This window comes from Methanobrevibacter sp. UBA212, assembly GCF_905233225.1.
Classification (GTDB): Archaea; Methanobacteriota; Methanobacteria; order Methanobacteriales; family Methanobacteriaceae; genus Methanocatella.
The window spans coordinates 1-18,421 of record NZ_CAJODJ010000023.1 but is presented as its reverse complement, the minus strand read 5'-3'; the positions used below and the strand labels follow the sequence as shown (position 1 = coordinate 18,421).

Genomic DNA, 18,421 nt, shown 5'->3' with positions numbered 1-18,421 from the left:
CCCTATTCTATTTTTTTTAAACGTCTTCTTTTTTTCATGTAAACCTCATTTTACTAAATTTTATATTCTACTTCAAACAAAAATTAAATCATATTTTAATGTTTATTAAAATAGTTTTATAAAAAAATGTGAATGTGTGGGAGGTGAGAAAGATAAGAAAACCTGTTAAAGTAATGCTAATCTCATTATTATTCCTGTTCTTGGTGTTGAATGGGGTTTATGCAGATGAAAACGCAACGGATATTCTACAAGCCAATGCAACGGAATCGGATGTTTCAAGCAGTCTTCAGGAGGAATCTATTATCAATAATCCGGATTCTCCGGATTTGGTGTTCAATATCACAAGCGACAACGTTGATGATTATTTTGTAAGGGGAACCTTGAAGTCCACTTACTCATATGCTAACCTGTTCATATCAGAGGATATGGAGGATCTTGGCATATTGACAATCAGGGCAAACAATGTGACAATAAACGGCAACAATCATACATTGAAAAACACCTTTTTCAGCATTGAGTCTACCGGCGTTACATTGAACAATCTTACACTCTGTTTGAATGAAAGCGATGAGGATAATGATTATGCGGCCATTGACCTTTGGAAGGCAAGTGGCACTACAATAAGCAATGTGAACATTGACTTTAATGTTCCACGTGACACCAGCGCCTACGGAATCTATTCACAGGGAACCAGATACTCACTAATCAATAACCTGAAAATAATCAACACTACAGTCAGCATCAACGGTGATAACCGTGCTGAAGGACGTGTCTATGGTATAAGGATGGAATATTCGCCAAATGCAGTACTTGAAAACAATACGATTAATGCCAATTTGCCTTTGCACACGGTTGCGTTCAGGGGTACCACTGCAGACCTGGACTCTGAGTTCTGTCTGGCGGTGGGAATATCCAATTGCGATAATCTGGTATTCAACAGTAATGTTGTAAATGCCAATGTCAATGTCCGACCTGAGTGTGCCTATCCTACTTTGGATGCGGTGTTCATCTGCGATTCCAGGGACTGCAACATTACCAATAATGTAATCACATTGATTGATGATATTACATATAAGGATGAGGCGAACTACCTGTATGCATTGGACGGCTACAGGGTTGATAACCTGTTAATTGAAGGCAATCGTATTCGTCTTGGAACTGCAGGTGGTGCGTATGCTGCCGGTACTGCGTATCCGATACAGTTGACCGGTCCTGCAAGCGGTGTTTTGATACAGCATAATAATCTCTACTCCAAAAGCAACGGTCCGAATATCGGTATATATTCACATAACTTCAACGGTGACAACTACATTACAATACTCAACAATTACATCAATGTCACTGGTCGTGCGGGAAACCACAGCTGGGCTTTGGTGGCTGGTATTGAGTCACAGGACAATAATGACATTATCATGAACAACATCATCGAGGTTCACAATACCGGTGAGGTCAAATGGGAGGACAACATTTACGGAATTTCATATTCACAGAAAACCGACAGCACACACACTTACAGGGTCATCAACAATACCGTGATAAGTGACGGATACTACGTGTCTCATATGCTTGATGCGGACAATACCACAGTGACCAATAATACATTGGTGCGTACTGACAAGTATGCTGACACCAATTATGATCCGTTCAAGCGGGGTGATGCAATCGGCAAGGATACTGATGCTTCCAGGAACAATGACTTTTCAGGAAACCGTGTAATCACAATATTCGAGTATGGTCTCGAGCATCAAAGCGATGAGGTTGACGGCGGTGATCCGTTTGTATATGTTCCGCCTGAAAACGTAAACGGCAGAACCAATGTAATCAACGGTAGTGGCATATTACCTCAAAAACCTGGGTTTCCTGGTGGTAATCCTTTACTTCCGGGAAACAATGGCGGTGGCTCAATAAACACCGGGGGCAATAGTCCTGGTGGATTCAATAGTCCGGATGCGGCTGATGGTGACAATGGATATAACGGTTTTCCTGACCTGAGCGGAGACAATGGTGAAAGCCTGTCACGCAAAACAAATCAGGGCAATAATGTTAAAACCGTGAATTCATTCAACAATGAGGGAAGCAATAGTAATTCGTATAATAATCTTGTGGCATCTTCGAATTCTACTTCTAGTGATGCTCCGAGTGTTGATGGTGTTACTGTCAGTGGCCGGTCTTCCAGTGCTGCTTCATCTGCCGGTGCCGGTGGAAGCAGCGGTGCATCACAGGATGTGAGCAAAGCTTATGAGATTTCCAAGAATATTGTGGAAAACGGTCCGGATGATATTTTAAAATTCATCGCACTTGCGGTGGTGTGTGAGATTCTGCTTGTTGTCGGATACAGGAGAAAGGAAAGTGAAGACATTACAGATTAACTGCCTTGGCAGTTGATCTCTTTTTTTATATTTTTCAACCTATCGAATAATTGCTTTAATGTTTAAGTAAACAATTACTTTTTTTATTGACTGCTGTTTTTATCAATTGTTTATTTTAGTATTTTATATGTATTTTTCAGGATTTGCATTTTCATAAGTGTTGATGTATCTGCCTATATAATTAAAAAAACATATTTGTTACTGGGAAATTGCTGATGCGGATTTCATAAGGTTGTCTAAATATTTTATCATTAATTACTTTTTACACGATAAAAGCAATTTTTAGTTGAGTATGAATTAAATAAAAATTATTTATAGTATGAAAATCAAATATGGGGGTAATCAAACTCTTGATCCAAAAGGTGGTGATATTATTGTGGACAAAAATAATATTGCCGATGAGGGAATTTATAACATTTGTTTTAATGAACTCTCCTCTTGGCGATTTCATTCATTTAGATGGAGGAATCCTTATGGGTATCCAAAGAAAACTTTGGGTCGTAATGCTCATATACATCATCATTACATGGTGTATGGCATTTTTCATCATGTGGATTATTTATAGTTAATCTGATGTCATAAATTGATTTCTCCTTTAAATTGCAGGAATCTTCAATATTATGATGATTGTTTATCGATAGCCTTAACGGGTTGTGTTTGGGTTTGTTTATTTGTAATGAACGCTTCATGTAATTTATAAATAAACTTTATATATAATCTATTTCATAATATTCATTAGAGTTTAAAGTCCACTTTCTGGGTACTTAAATTCTAAAATTTAAATGAATGAAATTATTCGATGTCTAAATTGTCCCAACATGTAATAAACATGTTGTAGACATTGAATTTTAACTTATTTTTACTTATTTTAATGCAGTAAACTTTTATATTAGTTTTATATGAGGATATTTTGTTATAATATGTGCCAATAATCAATTGGAAATCCATGAGATTACCTAAAATAATCATTCGAAAAATCATTAACTTACTGGGGAAAATTACTAATTTGAATTTCATAAGGTTTACTCAAAATAAGTATTTGAAAATTCATAAGTTTTCCCTGTGTCAAATTCGAAAATCATATACTAACCACTTTTTTAAAACAGATTTTGGCCAAAAAATAAAAATTATTAAAACTCATTAAAGCGCAATCAATTAATATTATTAAATTTCAGAGATTTAAAAATCATCATTAATGAAATTAAGGAAGTATTTAATTATTCATCTGAAAATACTGTATTTTTCTTTAAATTTGATGTTTGCAATAATGCTGGAATAACTAACTTTATATGTAATAAAATATTAAAATCATATTTAATAACTAAAAGTAACTTTATTAAGGAGGTCATTTTTTTGGCATTTAGAGATTATTTCAAATTCAACAAGGACAAGACAACATTCATTTTCATAGGCGGAAAAGGGGGAGTCGGAAAGACTTCAGTATCCTCCGCCACTGCATTGTGGCTGGCCGAACAGGGCAAAAAGACATTGATTGTATCAACCGACCCTGCTCATTCATTATCCGATTCATTGGAAGTTCCTATCGGCAGCTACCCACGTGAAATCAAAACCAACTTATTTGCAGTTGAAATCGACCCGGATGTTGCAATGGAACAAAAGCAGGCACAACTGGAAGCCCAAAAGGCAGCAAATCCTGATGATAGTGACAGCCTGTTCGGCATGGACTTTTTGTCCGACCAGCTGGACATGGCATCATCTTCACCTGGTGCTGATGAGGCGGCTGCATTTGAACTGTTCATGGGAGTAATGAATTCCGAGGAATATGATGTCGTAGTGTTCGATACCGCACCGACAGGACACACCTTAAGGCTATTGTCCTTCCCTGAAGTCATGGACTCATGGGTTGGAAAAATGATGATGCTTAAGGCAAAACTTGGTTCAGCAACAAATGCCCTAAGAAAAATCATGCCTTTCATGGATGAGGTTGACAATCCTCAAACATCAGAGGATCTGAAAAGGACAAAAGAGCAAATCGATCAGGCAAAAGAGATATTGTCTGACCCTGACAGGACTACATTCAAGATGGTTGTAATTCCTGAGGAAATGTCAATCTATGAATCCGAAAGGGCTCTTGAAGCTCTCGGCAAACATGACATTACTGTTGACAGCGTCATTGTAAATCAGGTGATGCCTGACATCTGCGACTGTGACTTCTGCCACTCAAGACACAAGCTCCAGCAAAAGAGATTGGCCTTAATCGACCAGAAATTCCCAAACCAGCACGTTGCTCAGGTTCCATTGTTCAAGGATGAGGTCAAAGGTCAGGAAAAGCTATTGAAATTGGCTCATATTCTATATGATGATGAGGACAACGATGAGATTGTTCAGGAAGCTATTGTATTGTAAAAAAAATTAAAAGTTAAAAATTTTAACTTTTAATCATTATTTTTTCTTAAAATCCAACTAATCAGCTCAACAATCAATATTAAGAATATAAATATTGGAGAATCAACAAATAATGGTTTATAGTAGAATGCCTCATAAATAAAGGATACTACATAACAGATGATTAAAATTATTGATATGATTCTAAATATCTTGCTGATTTTCTCATTTTCGTATTTTTGTTTGAATTTTAAAAGCACTGCAATTATTATTACTCCTAAAAGTAGCGCTCCAAACATTAAATGAGCAATAATTGGAATTTTCAAAGCTACTGAACATATTACATAGGCTATCATTATAATTATTGCAAATATTAATTCAGTTTTCTCCATTTTGTTTCTCCTTAAAGTTTCTAATCATGTAATATATTTTTTATATTTTTTTTGTTCATTTAAAAAAAGTTAAAATAAGATTATTTTAACTTTTCTTTCCTCACAATGGGTAAGGAACTTTAAAAATCTGGTATTTTCTTGGAATAGTGCATGAGGTCCATTTTTCTTCAGTAAAATACTGGTATGTTTCGCTTTTTGACAGTTTTCTAGTATATCCGTCAGCGACATATAGTGCATCGTTCCTGTTTAGGCTTCCATCCGAATTTATTGTGACTTCGACAAAATCATATGTGCCGTCATCTTTAGGGATGTTGAAGAACTTTTTGCCCTGCATATATCCGTCTCTGGTGAATGCAATATGCTCATATGCCCAATGCCAATCTTTTTCATCAACAAATTTATTTTTTATATAATTTCCAGCTCCATGTATTCCCATCATTGTTCCAATGGTGCTTGCAAGACCTAAGCTTAGGCTTCCGGTTACAACCTTTCCGGCAATTCCCGCAACTAAATTACTGACCATATACGCTGCCACAGTCAGCGGATGGATCTTATTCATAATATCGGCAATGATATTTCCACCGGATTTTTTGATTTTGTCATATGTGCTTCTGATGCCGTTGATTATGTCGACAGGGGTTGTTCCTACGCTGCAGCAATCACAGGCTGTAGGTACAAATGAACCTTTGTATGCAAAATCATCGTCAATTAGAATCACGTTGGATATTCCGCTTGTTGAATTGATGATGACTGTGACATTGCTTCCATCTTCGCTTAGTATATAAAACATTTCTCCAATCTGAGCAATGCTGAATTTATTATTTTCAACAGATTCGTAAATGTTGTCTAAAGAATTTGTCAGATTGTCTGAATATCTCTCTGCTACGGGATTTAATACATAACTTTCAATATTTGGCAGGTAAAATGAGTTCATCAATCTAAACATTGCTGAATTTTGGCTATTTCCGGCAACATTCATTCCCATATCCGCATTCAGAATATGCAGATAGGTATCCTCCAAATTGATTCCGCCCATTATTGTCGCTGTCCTTTCACGGTTCCACATTACACTTAACTCCTTAGCGTATTGACCGGCTATTTCATCCGCCAGCCATGCAGTTTCAAGGCCTGCCAAAAACATTCCATAAACGTTCATTATTCCGATTCTTGAAAGGTATCCGGAATTTACCTTTAACCATTTGTCCATGGTGGAATATGTCACCTTCTCATTGATTATGGCATATGACTGAAGCACTTCAAAGCCTCTGATAACGTTATATAAATCGCTGCGGCCATAGCTTATGCTTTCACTTTTTTCAAGCTCTTCAATGCCGTTGACAATCAGTCTTGTTTTGATATCCTCTCTTGATATGCTTGGCATGATTGAACTTCTCGAATCGTCCAATATAACGCTTTCTCCAGTATTTGTAAACCTGATGCTTTCGGCATGGTTTCCGGTTAGCTGGTCGTAGTTGTTGTAATTGATTTCATAGGAATTCTTTTCATATAACTTTCCCAAATTGCTTCTGAGGCCTACCTCATCATAGCTGCCGGTGAAAAACATTATCCTTGCCTTTATAAAGTCGTTCTGTAGGTATGTTATGATTTCGATATCATCCTCGTGCTTGTCCATGGTAAGCCCGAAGAGATCCGCATCGCACTGGGTCACACTTCTGAATTCGATTTGGGTATAGTCGTTTGCATTTGAAATCAGCACTCCGTTGCCCTTTAAATTGTCCCTGTTGTAATCGCTTTTGAGTTCGCTTCCGTCAAACGGCACCAGAAATGTTTTATAGCCAAGCACATTTACATCTATCCCCGGCTGCGAAGCTGTGGAGAACAGGTAATATTTGGTTTCGCTCATGTGTATTGCGAAAACATCCTTTTTAGGCAGTTTTATTATTCCATCATTTCCTGTTTTCAGGGTGTATGCGGAATTATGAAAAGCATACGGTACGGTTACGTTGACATAATCGGGAATCATTGTAATGTGGCTGAAGGATGCCTGTTTAATTGCAGTTTCAACCGTGATGTAGTTGGTGTTTACGAATCCGTTATAATCGGTTGTGATGCTGTATTTTCCCGCCGGCAAATCGATTACCTGTGATGCAATGCCATTTGAATTGCTTCTTAGAGTAAATGTTTGGCCGTTCACGTTCAGTGTCACTATTTTATTGGCTGAACCTCTTCCATAGCTGTTCAGCACCTTGACTGTGAACTTGCTTCCGTCCTTTTCTTTCATTGTCAGGTCGCTTGTTTCAATGAGGGGCTTGATTGTTATTGTTTTTGTGACTGTTTCGGATGTTTTGGGGTTTACCATTGAAATGCTGTATGTTCCAGGTATCCAGTCTATGGCCAGTTTCGCCACTCCTTTTGTGCTTGTTTTAACCTTCTTGGTTTTGCCGTTCCATTTGAATGTAATGCGTGTTTTCTTAAGTAGCTTTCCGTTCTTCTTATAAAATGTTGCTTTATATTGCGACTTGTTTTTATAATATTTTGAAAAGTCATGGGCATGTATGGTGCTTTTGACTGTCACTGTGCTTGTTGCGCTTTGTTTATGATAATTTTTCGTTTCGTCAAATGTTGTCTTTACTGTGTATTTTCCGCTATTCAGGTTAAGGCTTATCGATGCCTTTCCTTTGGAATTGGTTCTTTTATTATAGGTCTTTCCGTTAATGGTGATTTTCACTTTGGCCTTTTTCACTGCTTTGTTCAGTGCGTCTTTAACCGTGACGGTAAACTTGCTTCCGTCCTTATAATACATCTTCACATCAGGCGCACTTATCTTTACATTAATTTTGCCGCCGGTTGTTCCTAGATATGCGTTTTCACTGGCCTCCAGCCTTTCTTTGTTGGCGCCGGCCTCCAGCTTTTCCATATTTTCTGAGCTTGCCCTCAATTCATCATGGTTGTTGGGAGCCATCTGGCAAAGCCCATCTTCAGGTTGTTCGATTGTTTGTTTTAAAGTTTCATTATCCATTTCGGCTGCTGATGCAACCCCGACAAGTAAAAAAAGCAGGATAATGAAACATATGGTGTTTATTTTGATGTTCATGATATCTACCTTTTGCCAATTTTTTTGTCTAATTGACGGTTAAAGTTTGATATCTAGAACATATAAACTTTAATATTAAAATTAAATAGGAAATTGCTTTTATAATGGATTTTTAAGGTCAATTTTACGGATATATCACAATTATGCACATATAAGTAAATTCACTGCTTGCAATTTCATCCAATGTTGTTGTGACAATTTTCTCGTCCGGATAACTTAACCTTTCACACACCGTAACCTTTCTGTCTGGTTCAACCCCGTTGTCAAGCAGAAACTGTGCCATGTCCTTGACCTTTCTTGAAGGCAGTGCAATGGTTGTTTTGCCGTTGTTTATGACTGGCAGGATATCCTCTATGTTTTCACGGCCGTGAAATGTCATCACATTGGCATTGTCCCATTGTATGTGGCATCTTGCCGCTGCAAGCTGAAGGGAGCTGATTCCAGGAATCACTTCAATGTTTTGTCTGGAAAAGCCGTTTTCATCTGAAAGTCTTAAAACCGTATTCAAAACTCCTGAAAAACCGGGATCTCCGGTTGACAGTATTGACACGACATTTCCGTCAACTGCCAATTTGACTCCTTTTTCTAATGTGTCCAACAGTTCTTTGACATTGAATGGGATTGTGTTTTGCACATCATCGAATAGTTCGATTGCACGTGTGCTTCCAACAGTATAGTCGCTCATTTCAACGGTGTCAATTGCCTTTTTTGTCAGGTATTCGCTGGAACCGGGTCCGACTCCAATGATATAAATTTTGCCAGTCATGTTAATCATCAATTCCTAATGTCTGTCTGAAATCCTCTTTCAGGGATTCTCTGGTTTCGGATGAATAGCTGTTGTCATTTTCATCATGCAGTGTAAACATGGCCAATTCATAGATTATCCTGTTCATTGACCTTCCATATTCTGTTAGATAATACTCTGTAGTAACAGGGGTGGTGTTTATGACCTTTTTTTCAACCAAACCATGTTCCTCCAATTCTTTAAGGCAGTTTGACAGTACCTTATTGGATAATTTGGGCTTGTCTTCCTTGAATTCCTTGAAATGCTTTTTTCCAAAAAACAGGTCTCTGATAATCTGAACGCTCCATTTTTTGTTAATCAGATTCAAAGTTCTGTCAACAGGACAGACTACTCCTTTGCTGTTCATAATTAAAAATTGATTAAATTATTATATATTAGTTACTTTTTTGTTACCCGGTTTCTTTGAGGTTACAAAAATCATTTAAATATCCAGATTTAAATTAATTATTAACGAATTTGGGAGGAATTATGATTAACGCAACCGAACAGCTTGATTTTCTGATTGATTATTTGATTGAAGAGAGGGGAGAAGAAATTGATGTTCCTCAAGATTATCACTCAAAAAGAGGATTGCTTCGCTCACTGATGAATGTAAGGCCGCCCTTAAAAATTTCAGATGAATTCTTAAGGGTTCAGGATGAATTCTTAACTGCAGAAACGTCAAACAAAACCCTGACTTCTCCGCAAGACATCAAAGAGGTTAAGGGCAAAATCAAATTGTGGCAGGGAGACATCACCACCTTGAAAGTCGATGCCATTGTCAATGCGGCCAATTCCAAACTTTTGGGCTGCTTTATTCCCCAGCACAACTGCATTGACAATGTGATTCACTCAGCTGCGGGAGTGCAGCTTAGAGGTGAATGCGACAGAATCATGCAGATGCAGGGCCATGACGAATCGGTGGGCACGGCTAAAATCACCGGCGCCTACAACCTGCCTTCAGGACATGTGATTCACACTGTCGGGCCGCAAATCCCCTATGGTTCACAGCCGACAGACAGGGACTTCGAAGACCTTAAAAACTGTTATCTGTCATGTCTGGAGATTGCAGGTGAATACAATCTGGAATCAATTGCATTCTGCTGCATTTCAACAGGAGTGTTTAACTTTCCCAAGGATTTGGCGGCTGAAATTGCAATAGGGACTGTTACAGAATATTTAAAATCAAATGAAACAACATTGAAACATGTGATTTTCAATGTATTTACTGATGAGGATTATTTAATATATAAGGAGCATTTCAATGGATAAATTTGTATTAAGATTGGATAAGGCTAAAAAGGCAATCGATGAAGCGGATTACATAATCATTGGTGCCGGTGCGGGGCTGTCGACTGCTGCCGGAATCGACTACACAGGAGAGAGGTTTGAAAAATATTTCAAGGATTTCATTGAAGAATACGGATTTAGGGATATGTATTCATCCGGATTCTATCCCTTCGAGTCTCAGGAAGAAAAATGGGCCTATTGGGCAAGGCATGTTTTTGCAAACCGTTATGATGTAGGAAAGACAAGCGTTTATCAGAAATTATTGAAATTGGTTGAGGATAAGGAGTATTTTGTCCTCACAACCAATGTTGAACATCAATTTTGGATTAACGGATTCGATGATGAAAGGATATTCGCAACACAGGGAGATTACGGATTGCTTCAATGTGAAAAGGCATGTCATGACAGGCTATATCCAAACAAAGAGCAGGTATTTGAATGGGTGGAAAAAACCGAGGACTTTAGAATTCCATCCGATCTTGTTCCCAAATGTCCCGTATGCGGCGGCGATATGGATTTGAATCTGAGGAAAGACAGTTATTTTGTTGAAGATGCCAAATGGCATGAAATGAGTAAGAATTACTATGATTTCCTGGACAATATCGACGGCAAATTCGTATTTTTGGAAATCGGCGTTGGATTCAATACTCCCGGCATCATCCGCTATCCCTTTGAGCAGATGACATACAATAATTCAGAAGCGACACTGATAAGACTGAATCTTGATTATCCACAGGCAATTCCGGAAAACAAGGACAAGACAATAAGCTTTGATGAAAACGTTGAGGAAATATTGGATTACTGGCTTTCAAGAATTTAGATTTCCTATTTCCTCTTTTAGGAAATGATAAATTGACTCTGAACCGACAAGCTCGCCGGGATCTTTCCATTCGGAGGGGTATAAGATGAATGGTTTTGTCTGATTTCCACCCAGTCCTCCATGGGAGCCGATCAGCTCTTCAAATGCACATACTTCATCGGTTTGGCTGTCGTAGAAGCTGTTGACCAGAACATCAGGCATGTTGTTGAACGAATTTTGCCTTTTGAGATGCATTGCGGCATTTTTTCCGAATCCTTCAAGAGGATTTTCGCCGACGACTTCATCGCTTTCAAGATAGTAGATTCCGTTTTCTGCGATTATCATTCCGCCGTTGGCTATTGAGTTGACTAGAACGAATCCGATTCCTGAATGCTTTACAAGGCCAGGAATCAAGTCCGGAAATAGCATCACGATTTCTTCATAGCTTAGGCGCTCTTTCCATTGGCTCAGATAAATCAGCCCCATATTGCCCGAACCCAACACGATCAATTCGGAATCCTTTTCCTTTTTTGTGCTTTGCTGTGATGTTTCATGGTCTTTAATATAGTCCAGGCTATTATTATAGCGGTCTTTCAGATTCATATATTGCTCATTTTCAAATATTATGGCGGGCTTTCTTTTTTCTATTCCTTCCCGGATGTTTTGCAGGGATTCAAAATCTCTGAACAGGTCGCCTCGGATATCTCCCATCCTTTCCTTAAAGTTTCTTATCTGTTTGTTTTCGGGGATGATTGCGTCCCTGAAGTGATCTATGTTATATTCGGTTTTAAACATTTTCAAATCATCCGGAAGGAGTTTGCGTACGTACTTTCCCAATGTCATTCCGTATCTTTGCTTGAATGTGGCGCCTTTGGACTGGCCATGGTCGGATAGGACCACAAGCTTATAGTCTCTATCGCTCATTTCGATTGCTGAGGTTAGCTTTGAAAATTGCTGGTCAATTTTTTTCAGGGTGCCCCACACGTCCCTGTCCTCAACTCCTGAGTGGTGGGCTATTTCATCATAGCCCATGAAGGTTGCATAGGCGGTGTCTATGTGTCCTGTCAATATTTCGCTTGTTAAAACGTCTGTTGCCACTTCCCGCAGTACTACGTTAGCTCCTGCTCTTACTGGAGGATAGGTGATTGTCCTTCTGAGGCGGGGCTTTATGTTTTTCACATAATGAACCAATTGGGAGGTAAGTTCAAGGATGATGTCCCATAAGAATAAAACAACTAGTCTTTGGAAGTTATAGGCATCCAGAAACACTGCATCCAATGAATTATTGTATATGTTGCCCATCTTGTTCAGCTTTGAGGTGGTCAGTGTTGGGATTTTGCTGTCTCCTGAAAACATGTTGGCGATGCTTATTCCATTCACTAAAAGGCCTTCGCCATTGCTGATTTTCTTTTCAATTTTAGTGGCATCGCTTAATTTTCCTGAAACGACGATTTTGTTGTTATTTTCTTTTTCAACCCATCTGTAGGCTACAATGTCCGTATTGTTTCCATGAAGTATTCCTGCCTGGCTTGCTCCGGTTTGTGAAGACAGGTCAGTTTCCCATCCCTTCAGTGTGTGGGTATTTTCACCAATCCATCTTTCAATGTTTGGCATGACTCCCTTTTCGATGGCTTTTTTCAGTGTGTCTATTGACAGGCCATCAATTTCAACCATAATAAGTCCGGGATACTTTTTTTTGTATGCCGTTTTTTGTTTGGATGCGTACTTGAAAATGCTTTGAATGTATCTGTCGTAATAGTTGGTGTTTGTGATGTTTGTGATGAAAGTCGTAAATATTGCCATTACGATGGGAACCTGCAGGACTCCATAGATTCCTGCCGAAACTCCCGGAATGAAAAGGGAAGCGATATAAAAGATTATTGAGTTGAGTAAGAGCGATCCGATTCCGAATGTGAAGATGATGATTTTCATCATGAATCGCCTGAATATTGGCCATAAAAGAGAATTTGCAATCGCAACAACTATGACTATAAGAACCGCATTGTACTCTGGACCGATTGTAAAATCTGCACTGATATAGTCAACTGTAAATACTGCAGCAATATTTGCAATAACATATAATAAAGTTGTTATTATGGTTCTAAGTGATGATATTATACGATTTTTTATCATTCTATCGGTATTATTCGCTTATTCTTATTTTTAAGGGTTATAAGTGTGATTTCAGGTTTGCAGTTAATCCTTATTCTAAATGAATTTGTACCGAGGCCCTTGCTTGTATACTGGACCATGTCATTAACCTTGTAAAGTCCTACTGGGTATTTTGTGGAGTTTGGACCTCTAAATGGTGTTGTTTCGACTTTTGGAATGATGAATTGTCCTCCGTGTGAATGTCCGGAAATCTGCAAATCGATTTTTCCGGTTTGAGATGATTCACTGGCAAAATCAGGTTCATGGGCAAGCAGAATTGTCGGACAATCGTCCTCCAGTTTCTCCAATACCTTGTCCAAGTTGTCAGCGCAAACGGTGCATGAGTCAACGCCGGCTAAATTGATCTTTTCATCGCCTTTCTGCAATACGACATTATCGTTGCTTAAATCATGAATGTCTGATGCCTCAAATATCTTTCTTACTTTGTCTGCATCCATCCAATGGTCATGATTTCCCAAAACGCCGAATTTGCCGTCAGGGGCTTTTAGCTTTTTGAGGGATTTTTCCAATGCTTTGTCGTAGCTTTCGATATTGTATGAAAAGTAATCGCCGGTAAGGACTATCAGGTCGTAATTCAGAGTATTTACATAATCGACCAGCTCGTCAAGATATTCCGGATTAATCCATTGGCCCAGATGGATGTCGGATATGTTTAAAATCCTATAGTTGTGAAAATTCCATCCCAAATCATTCAGTTCTATGTCTACTTCAACTAAATCGATTTTTTCTGGATCAAACTCCTTGTCAGGCAATGTTTGATTTATTGCATCCTGAATGCCCTGTCTGATTTTCATGGCCTGCGGCCTTTCAATATCTTCATCCTTCATTAATATATAATTAATTTCTGAAACTATTTATAATTTTAAAAACAAAAATTATAAAGTGATTATTATGCTTCAAATTGCAGTTTGTGGAAAACCGAATGTAGGAAAATCATCCTTTTTCAACTCAGCAACAGCGTCCGGTGTGGAAATGGCAAACTATCCATTCACAACAATAGATGCAAACAAGGCTGTTGCCCATGTTATTAAAGATTGTCCATGCAAGGAATTGGGCGTCACATGCAATCCCCACAACTCCATATGCATTGATGGAAAAAGATTGCTTCCGATTGAAATGATTGATGTTGCGGGACTTGTTCCTGGAGCACATGAAGGAAAAGGATTAGGTAACAAGTTTTTAGATGAATTGATGCAGGCTAAAGTGTTCATAAATGTTATTGATGCTTCAGGCTCAACAGATCTTGAAGGAAATCCTGTTGATGCCGGAAGTCATGACCCATTGGATGATTTGGAATTTCTGGAAAATGAAATAGTCATGTGGATGTATGGAATATTGTCCAAGAATTGGGTAAGACTTATTAGAAAAGTGGGTGCAGAACACCTTGACATCTCAAAAGTATTATACGATCAATTATCAGGTACTGGAATTGCTATTGAGGATATAATTGAAGCCAAAAGGACAATTGAACCCGATTACAACAAATGGGAAGAGGAAGATTTAATCGAGCTTACACGCAACATACTCCATATTGCAAAACCTATGATGATTATTGCAAACAAGGCGGACTTGCCGACATCTGCTGAAAACATCAAAAGGATTAAGGAAAAGTATCCGAATGTGATTCCAACTTCAGCAGGTTCCGAACTGGCATTGGTCAAGGCGGCCGAAAGCGGATTAATCAGCTATTTGTCCGGTGATGACCACTTTGAAATCCTGAAGCCTGATGAGCTGTCAGAAGCCCAACGCAAAGGATTGGAGTATATTCAAACCAACATTTTGGATGTCTATGGAAGCACTGGAGTTCAGGATGCGCTGAATTATGCGATATTTGAACTGCTTGACAGGATTGTAGTATATCCTGTTCAGGATGAAAACAAATACACTGACCAGAAGGGCAATGTCTTGCCTGACGGATTTTTGGTTCCTAATGGATCAACACCTAAAGAGTTGGCTTATATCGTCCATACGGATATCGGAGACAAGTTCATGCATGCGGTTGATGCAAAATCAAAAATGCGCGTCGCCAGTGATTATGAGCTGAAAGACGGTGATATTATAAGTATAGTAACAAGAGGATAATATTCCTCTTCTTTTTTTCTCTATGTGTAAATCAAAAGCTATAAAACACATATTAAAAGCTAATTTTCATTTGAATTGTCAGTTCATTGAATTAGAAAAATTTTTGGATAATCCAAACTAGGCTTTCAATCTACTCATAGATTGCTAATGCATTAACAAGTTAATGCCTAACAATAGATAATAGCTTGCCATTGCAAAATATATGATGGCAAGCAATATTTCTTCGATTGCCAAGGGCATTTCCTCCAATTTTAATAGGAGTCTTAAATAATATTCATTTTTCAATACCATTAAAACACCATCAGATACTTGTTATTATTATTAGTGTTTTAGAATTCACTATTTCACTGTAATTCTATTTAAAATTAATTATTTTTTTAAATCAATATTTATTTATTCGTATAAAATTGTTTTAGTTATGTAGAGTATTGTTTTCATTAAAATAAGAAAATTATATATATTAAAAAGTTCATATTGTTATTTAACATCATTTGATGTTAGGTTGCCAAAGGGCAAACCATTAGATATTTGTTGAATGGGGATGTGTCAAAATTTGTTAACCAAATTTATCCTTATTCATTCTTTAATGCTATTTTTATATTGGATTAAGCTGATGCACATGGTGAAATTAACAAAAAATTTAACTTCCGATGAATTTAAACAATATTATTTTTTAAAGGAGGAATTGAAGGATTTTTGCAGGTCTGAAGGGTTGAAGGTAAGCGGGTCCAAACAGGAATTGGAAAATAGAATAATCCATTATTTGAGGACCGGTGAAGAGTTAAAAGAACCAATTATAAAACAAAAACCTGACAATTCATCATCTGAAATAGATCTGGATTCAAAATTGGGAGAAAATTTCAAATGCAGCGAAGATAAGCGGGAATTTTTTGAGGAACATATTGGCAAGAGTTTCAAATTCAAGGTCAAGTTTCAAAAGTGGCTTAAGGCAAATCCCGATAAGACCTACGCAGATGCAATTGAGGCATACCATGAAATTCAAGGCTCTAACCAAAAAACGGACATCGGCAAGCAATTCCAATACAATCAGTATATCAGGGATTTCTTTGAGGATAATGAAGGTAAATCTTTAGATGATGCAATCAGATGCTGGAAGCATAAGAAGTCTCTTAAAGGCCATAATAAATATGAAAAAAGCGATTTGGAGGTGTTGTCATGAAAAAAGTTAAAATTACGGTTATGAGAAAGGTCCGGCACGATGATTTGATTGAAAAATATGAAAATCCGCTGGAGCATGAATGCGATGTGGATGAAGGTCAGGTATTCATTGCAAACGGATGGGTAAAGCCTGATGATTTCTGTGACAGTGCATGGGAAAGCCTTTCACCATTTGTAATGGCATTGGCAAATGGAGCCAGCGATTTCTATGACGGATGGATGAAAAACAAAAAGTCTGCAATGATATCATGCAATGATGGATTCAGGCCGGTAAGCTTTCTTCTGGAAACTATGGATGAGGATGCAGACTAGCCTTGCTGAGATACAATGAACGAATTTTCATCTAAATTTTCTGATTTTTTCAAAAAAGAGATTATATTTTCTATCTCTCTGATCTTAGCTATTGTATCCTGTTTTTTTGTAAGGCCAAGCATTAACTATTTAAATTATATTAATTGGGATACAATCGTATTGCTGTTTGTTATAATGTTGATTGTTGAAATTTTAAAGAATCTGGCCGTTTTTGAGATTATGGTTCGTAAATTATTGGTTAAGGTTAAAAACACAAGAGGGCTTGTTTTATTTTTGGTTTTCACCTGCTTTTTCACTTCCATATTCATAACCAATGATGTTTCTTTGATTATATTTGTGCCATTTGCCATATTGGCTTTAAGAAAAGTCGACAGGTCCGATTTAATCATTATTACAGTTTCCATGCAGACTATTGCTGCCAATGTGGGATGTATGGTGCTTCCTATCGGTGCGCCCCACAATATCGTGATGTATACGGTATCTAAAATTCCATTTGAATCGTTTTTCCTGCTGCTCCTGCCTTATGTTGTCGTATCTGCAGTATTTTTGGCGGCATTGTCATTATTTGTGCCTAATGATAAAATCACTTTGCCAAAATTGAGTGATGCTGAATTCAATCGGAAAAACTTCTTCAAAAGAGTTTTTCTGGGCATCGACTATTACCTGCTTTTGACATTCATCGCTTTATTTGTATTAATCGGCAATCTGGAAAACATCCCATTTTTCAATGCGCTTTTCACCAAATGGATTAGTGGAAACGAAGTTTTAATGGGTGTTGTCGCATCACAGGTGATTTCTAATGTTCCCGCAGCAATGCTTCTCAGCGGGTTTAGCAGCAATTATGAAGCCATAATCATTGGAATTAACATTGGAGGATTTGGGACCCTAATCGCCTCTATGGCCAATCTCATTTCATTTAAGATTCTTGTTCGTGAGCATGGTGAATTTAAAATCAGATATTTGGTCATTTTCACAGTTCTGAATGTCATTCTAATGGTGATTCTGTTGGGCGTTTACATTTTTTCATGATTATTCCAGAATAAGTTCGATCTTGTTTTTACTGAGTTTGCTAATTTGAACTACCTCGACTTTGTAGAAGTCGAGGATTCCTAGATTTGTTTTTTTGTGCCACTTGTTTATTTGGCGTTTTCTAGGCTATCCCCGTAGTCCCACCGGTTCAAAATATTAATGGCGGCGTTAATGTCACCTATGACGGCACAGACAAATATTTAAAAACAACACGATGCATCAATTTCACCGTCAACAAACAGAATGTAAACATCATTGCAAACAATAAAGCATTTATTATCAATTATGGAGGAAAATACAGCATAACAATTAAAGATGCGAAAGGCAAAGTCATTAGCGGCAAAAAAATAACAATCAAATTTAATGGCAAAACTGTTAAATCCGGTTCAACTAACTCAAAAGGAACAGTCACAATTACCCTGACTGCAAAAATGCTGAAGAAAGCAAAATCAGGTAAGAAAAACCTTAAAATTAAATTTAGTGATTCAAATTACAATACTGCATCAAAAACTGTGAAAATAAAAATCAACAAGGAAAAAACAAAAATAACCGCTAAAAAGAAAAAATTCAAAAAATCTAAAAAAGTCAAGAAATATAAAATAACCCTAAAAA

17 protein-coding genes are annotated in these 18,421 nt (G+C 37.6%); 10 read left to right on the top strand and 7 right to left on the bottom strand.

Annotated elements, in window-relative coordinates; genetic code table 11:
• Positions 1–143 precede the first annotated feature (143 nt).
• From QZ138_RS07305 to QZ138_RS07295, 3 genes are all read left to right on the top strand, one after another.
• Positions 144–2,369 (top strand): collagen-like protein, encoded by a 2,226-nt coding sequence (locus QZ138_RS07305; RefSeq protein WP_292888076.1) that lies wholly within the window; start codon positions 144–146, stop codon positions 2,367–2,369.
• Between the two features lie 374 nt (positions 2,370–2,743).
• The gene (locus QZ138_RS07300; RefSeq protein WP_292888073.1) at positions 2,744–2,938 is read left to right on the top strand and encodes a hypothetical protein; all 195 of its coding nucleotides are present in this window, start codon (positions 2,744–2,746) and stop codon (positions 2,936–2,938) included.
• 784 nt (positions 2,939–3,722) lie between these two features.
• Positions 3,723–4,736, top strand: coding sequence for an ArsA family ATPase (locus QZ138_RS07295; protein ID WP_292888071.1), 1,014 nt, complete (start codon positions 3,723–3,725; stop codon positions 4,734–4,736).
• Positions 4,737–4,765: 29 nt separating this feature from the next.
• Here the strand turns inward: QZ138_RS07295 and QZ138_RS07290 are convergent, their stop codons facing one another.
• The 4 genes from QZ138_RS07290 to QZ138_RS07275 all read right to left on the bottom strand — a co-directional run bounded on the left by QZ138_RS07290 (position 4,766) and on the right by QZ138_RS07275 (position 9,313).
• Positions 4,766–5,107 carry a hypothetical protein gene (locus QZ138_RS07290; protein WP_292888068.1) on the bottom strand — a complete coding sequence of 114 codons (342 nt, stop codon included), beginning with the start codon at positions 5,105–5,107 and terminating at the stop codon, positions 4,766–4,768.
• A gap of 100 nt (positions 5,108–5,207) precedes the next feature.
• Positions 5,208–8,162 carry an Ig-like domain-containing protein gene (locus tag QZ138_RS07285; RefSeq protein ID WP_292888065.1) on the bottom strand — a complete coding sequence of 985 codons (2,955 nt, stop codon included), beginning with the start codon at positions 8,160–8,162 and terminating at the stop codon, positions 5,208–5,210.
• A 124-nt stretch (positions 8,163–8,286) separates the two neighbouring features.
• On the bottom strand, positions 8,287–8,928 hold the full coding sequence (locus QZ138_RS07280; RefSeq protein WP_292888062.1) for a cobalt-precorrin-7 (C(5))-methyltransferase: 642 nt from the start codon (positions 8,926–8,928) through the stop codon (positions 8,287–8,289).
• A 1-nt stretch (position 8,929) separates the two neighbouring features.
• Complete coding sequence (locus QZ138_RS07275) at positions 8,930–9,313, bottom strand: helix-turn-helix domain-containing protein (protein ID WP_292888059.1); 384 nt, start codon at positions 9,311–9,313, stop codon at positions 8,930–8,932.
• A gap of 122 nt (positions 9,314–9,435) precedes the next feature.
• On the opposite strand from QZ138_RS07275, the gene QZ138_RS07270 reads away from it, so the two are divergent.
• Positions 9,436–10,218: a protein-ADP-ribose hydrolase gene (locus QZ138_RS07270; protein WP_292888056.1), complete on the top strand. Its 783-nt coding sequence runs from the start codon at positions 9,436–9,438 to the stop codon at positions 10,216–10,218.
• Entirely contained in the window at positions 10,211–11,056 is an 846-nt protein-coding gene (locus tag QZ138_RS07265) for a hypothetical protein (RefSeq protein ID WP_292888053.1), read from the top strand. The genes QZ138_RS07270 and QZ138_RS07265 overlap by 8 nt, the downstream gene beginning before the upstream one ends.
• Here the strand turns inward: QZ138_RS07265 and QZ138_RS07260 are convergent.
• A complete protein-coding gene (locus QZ138_RS07260; protein ID WP_292888050.1) occupies positions 11,045–13,168 on the bottom strand; it encodes a phage holin family protein in 2,124 nt (707 codons plus the stop codon). The two genes, QZ138_RS07265 and QZ138_RS07260, sit on opposite strands and share 12 nt — an antisense overlap.
• Entirely contained in the window at positions 13,165–14,034 is an 870-nt protein-coding gene (locus QZ138_RS07255; protein WP_292602366.1) for a metallophosphoesterase, read from the bottom strand. Before QZ138_RS07255 ends, QZ138_RS07260 begins: the two co-directional genes overlap by 4 nt.
• Positions 14,035–14,098: 64 nt before the next feature.
• Between QZ138_RS07255 and QZ138_RS07250 the strand changes: the two genes are divergently transcribed.
• Positions 14,099–15,289, top strand: coding sequence for a redox-regulated ATPase YchF (locus QZ138_RS07250; RefSeq protein ID WP_292602512.1), 1,191 nt, complete (start codon positions 14,099–14,101; stop codon positions 15,287–15,289).
• A gap of 144 nt (positions 15,290–15,433) precedes the next feature.
• Here QZ138_RS07250 and QZ138_RS07245 read toward each other — a convergent pair whose 3' ends face one another.
• Positions 15,434–15,580: a hypothetical protein gene (locus tag QZ138_RS07245; RefSeq protein WP_292888047.1), complete on the bottom strand. Its 147-nt coding sequence runs from the start codon at positions 15,578–15,580 to the stop codon at positions 15,434–15,436.
• Positions 15,581–15,908: 328 nt separating this feature from the next.
• Here QZ138_RS07245 and QZ138_RS07240 point away from each other — a divergent pair, with 328 nt between their 5' ends.
• The 4 genes from QZ138_RS07240 to QZ138_RS07225 all read left to right on the top strand — a co-directional run.
• Positions 15,909–16,469, top strand: coding sequence for a DUF6434 domain-containing protein (locus QZ138_RS07240; protein ID WP_292602363.1), 561 nt, complete (start codon positions 15,909–15,911; stop codon positions 16,467–16,469).
• A complete protein-coding gene (locus tag QZ138_RS07235) occupies positions 16,466–16,780 on the top strand; it encodes a TIGR04076 family protein (RefSeq protein ID WP_292602360.1) in 315 nt (104 codons plus the stop codon). Before QZ138_RS07240 ends, QZ138_RS07235 begins: the two co-directional genes overlap by 4 nt.
• A 15-nt stretch (positions 16,781–16,795) precedes the next feature.
• The gene (locus QZ138_RS07230) at positions 16,796–17,809 is read left to right on the top strand and encodes an SLC13 family permease (RefSeq protein ID WP_292888044.1); all 1,014 of its coding nucleotides are present in this window, start codon (positions 16,796–16,798) and stop codon (positions 17,807–17,809) included.
• Between the two features lie 431 nt (positions 17,810–18,240).
• A partial coding sequence (locus QZ138_RS07225; RefSeq protein WP_292888041.1) for a hypothetical protein occupies positions 18,241–18,421 on the top strand: 181 nt, incomplete at its 3' end.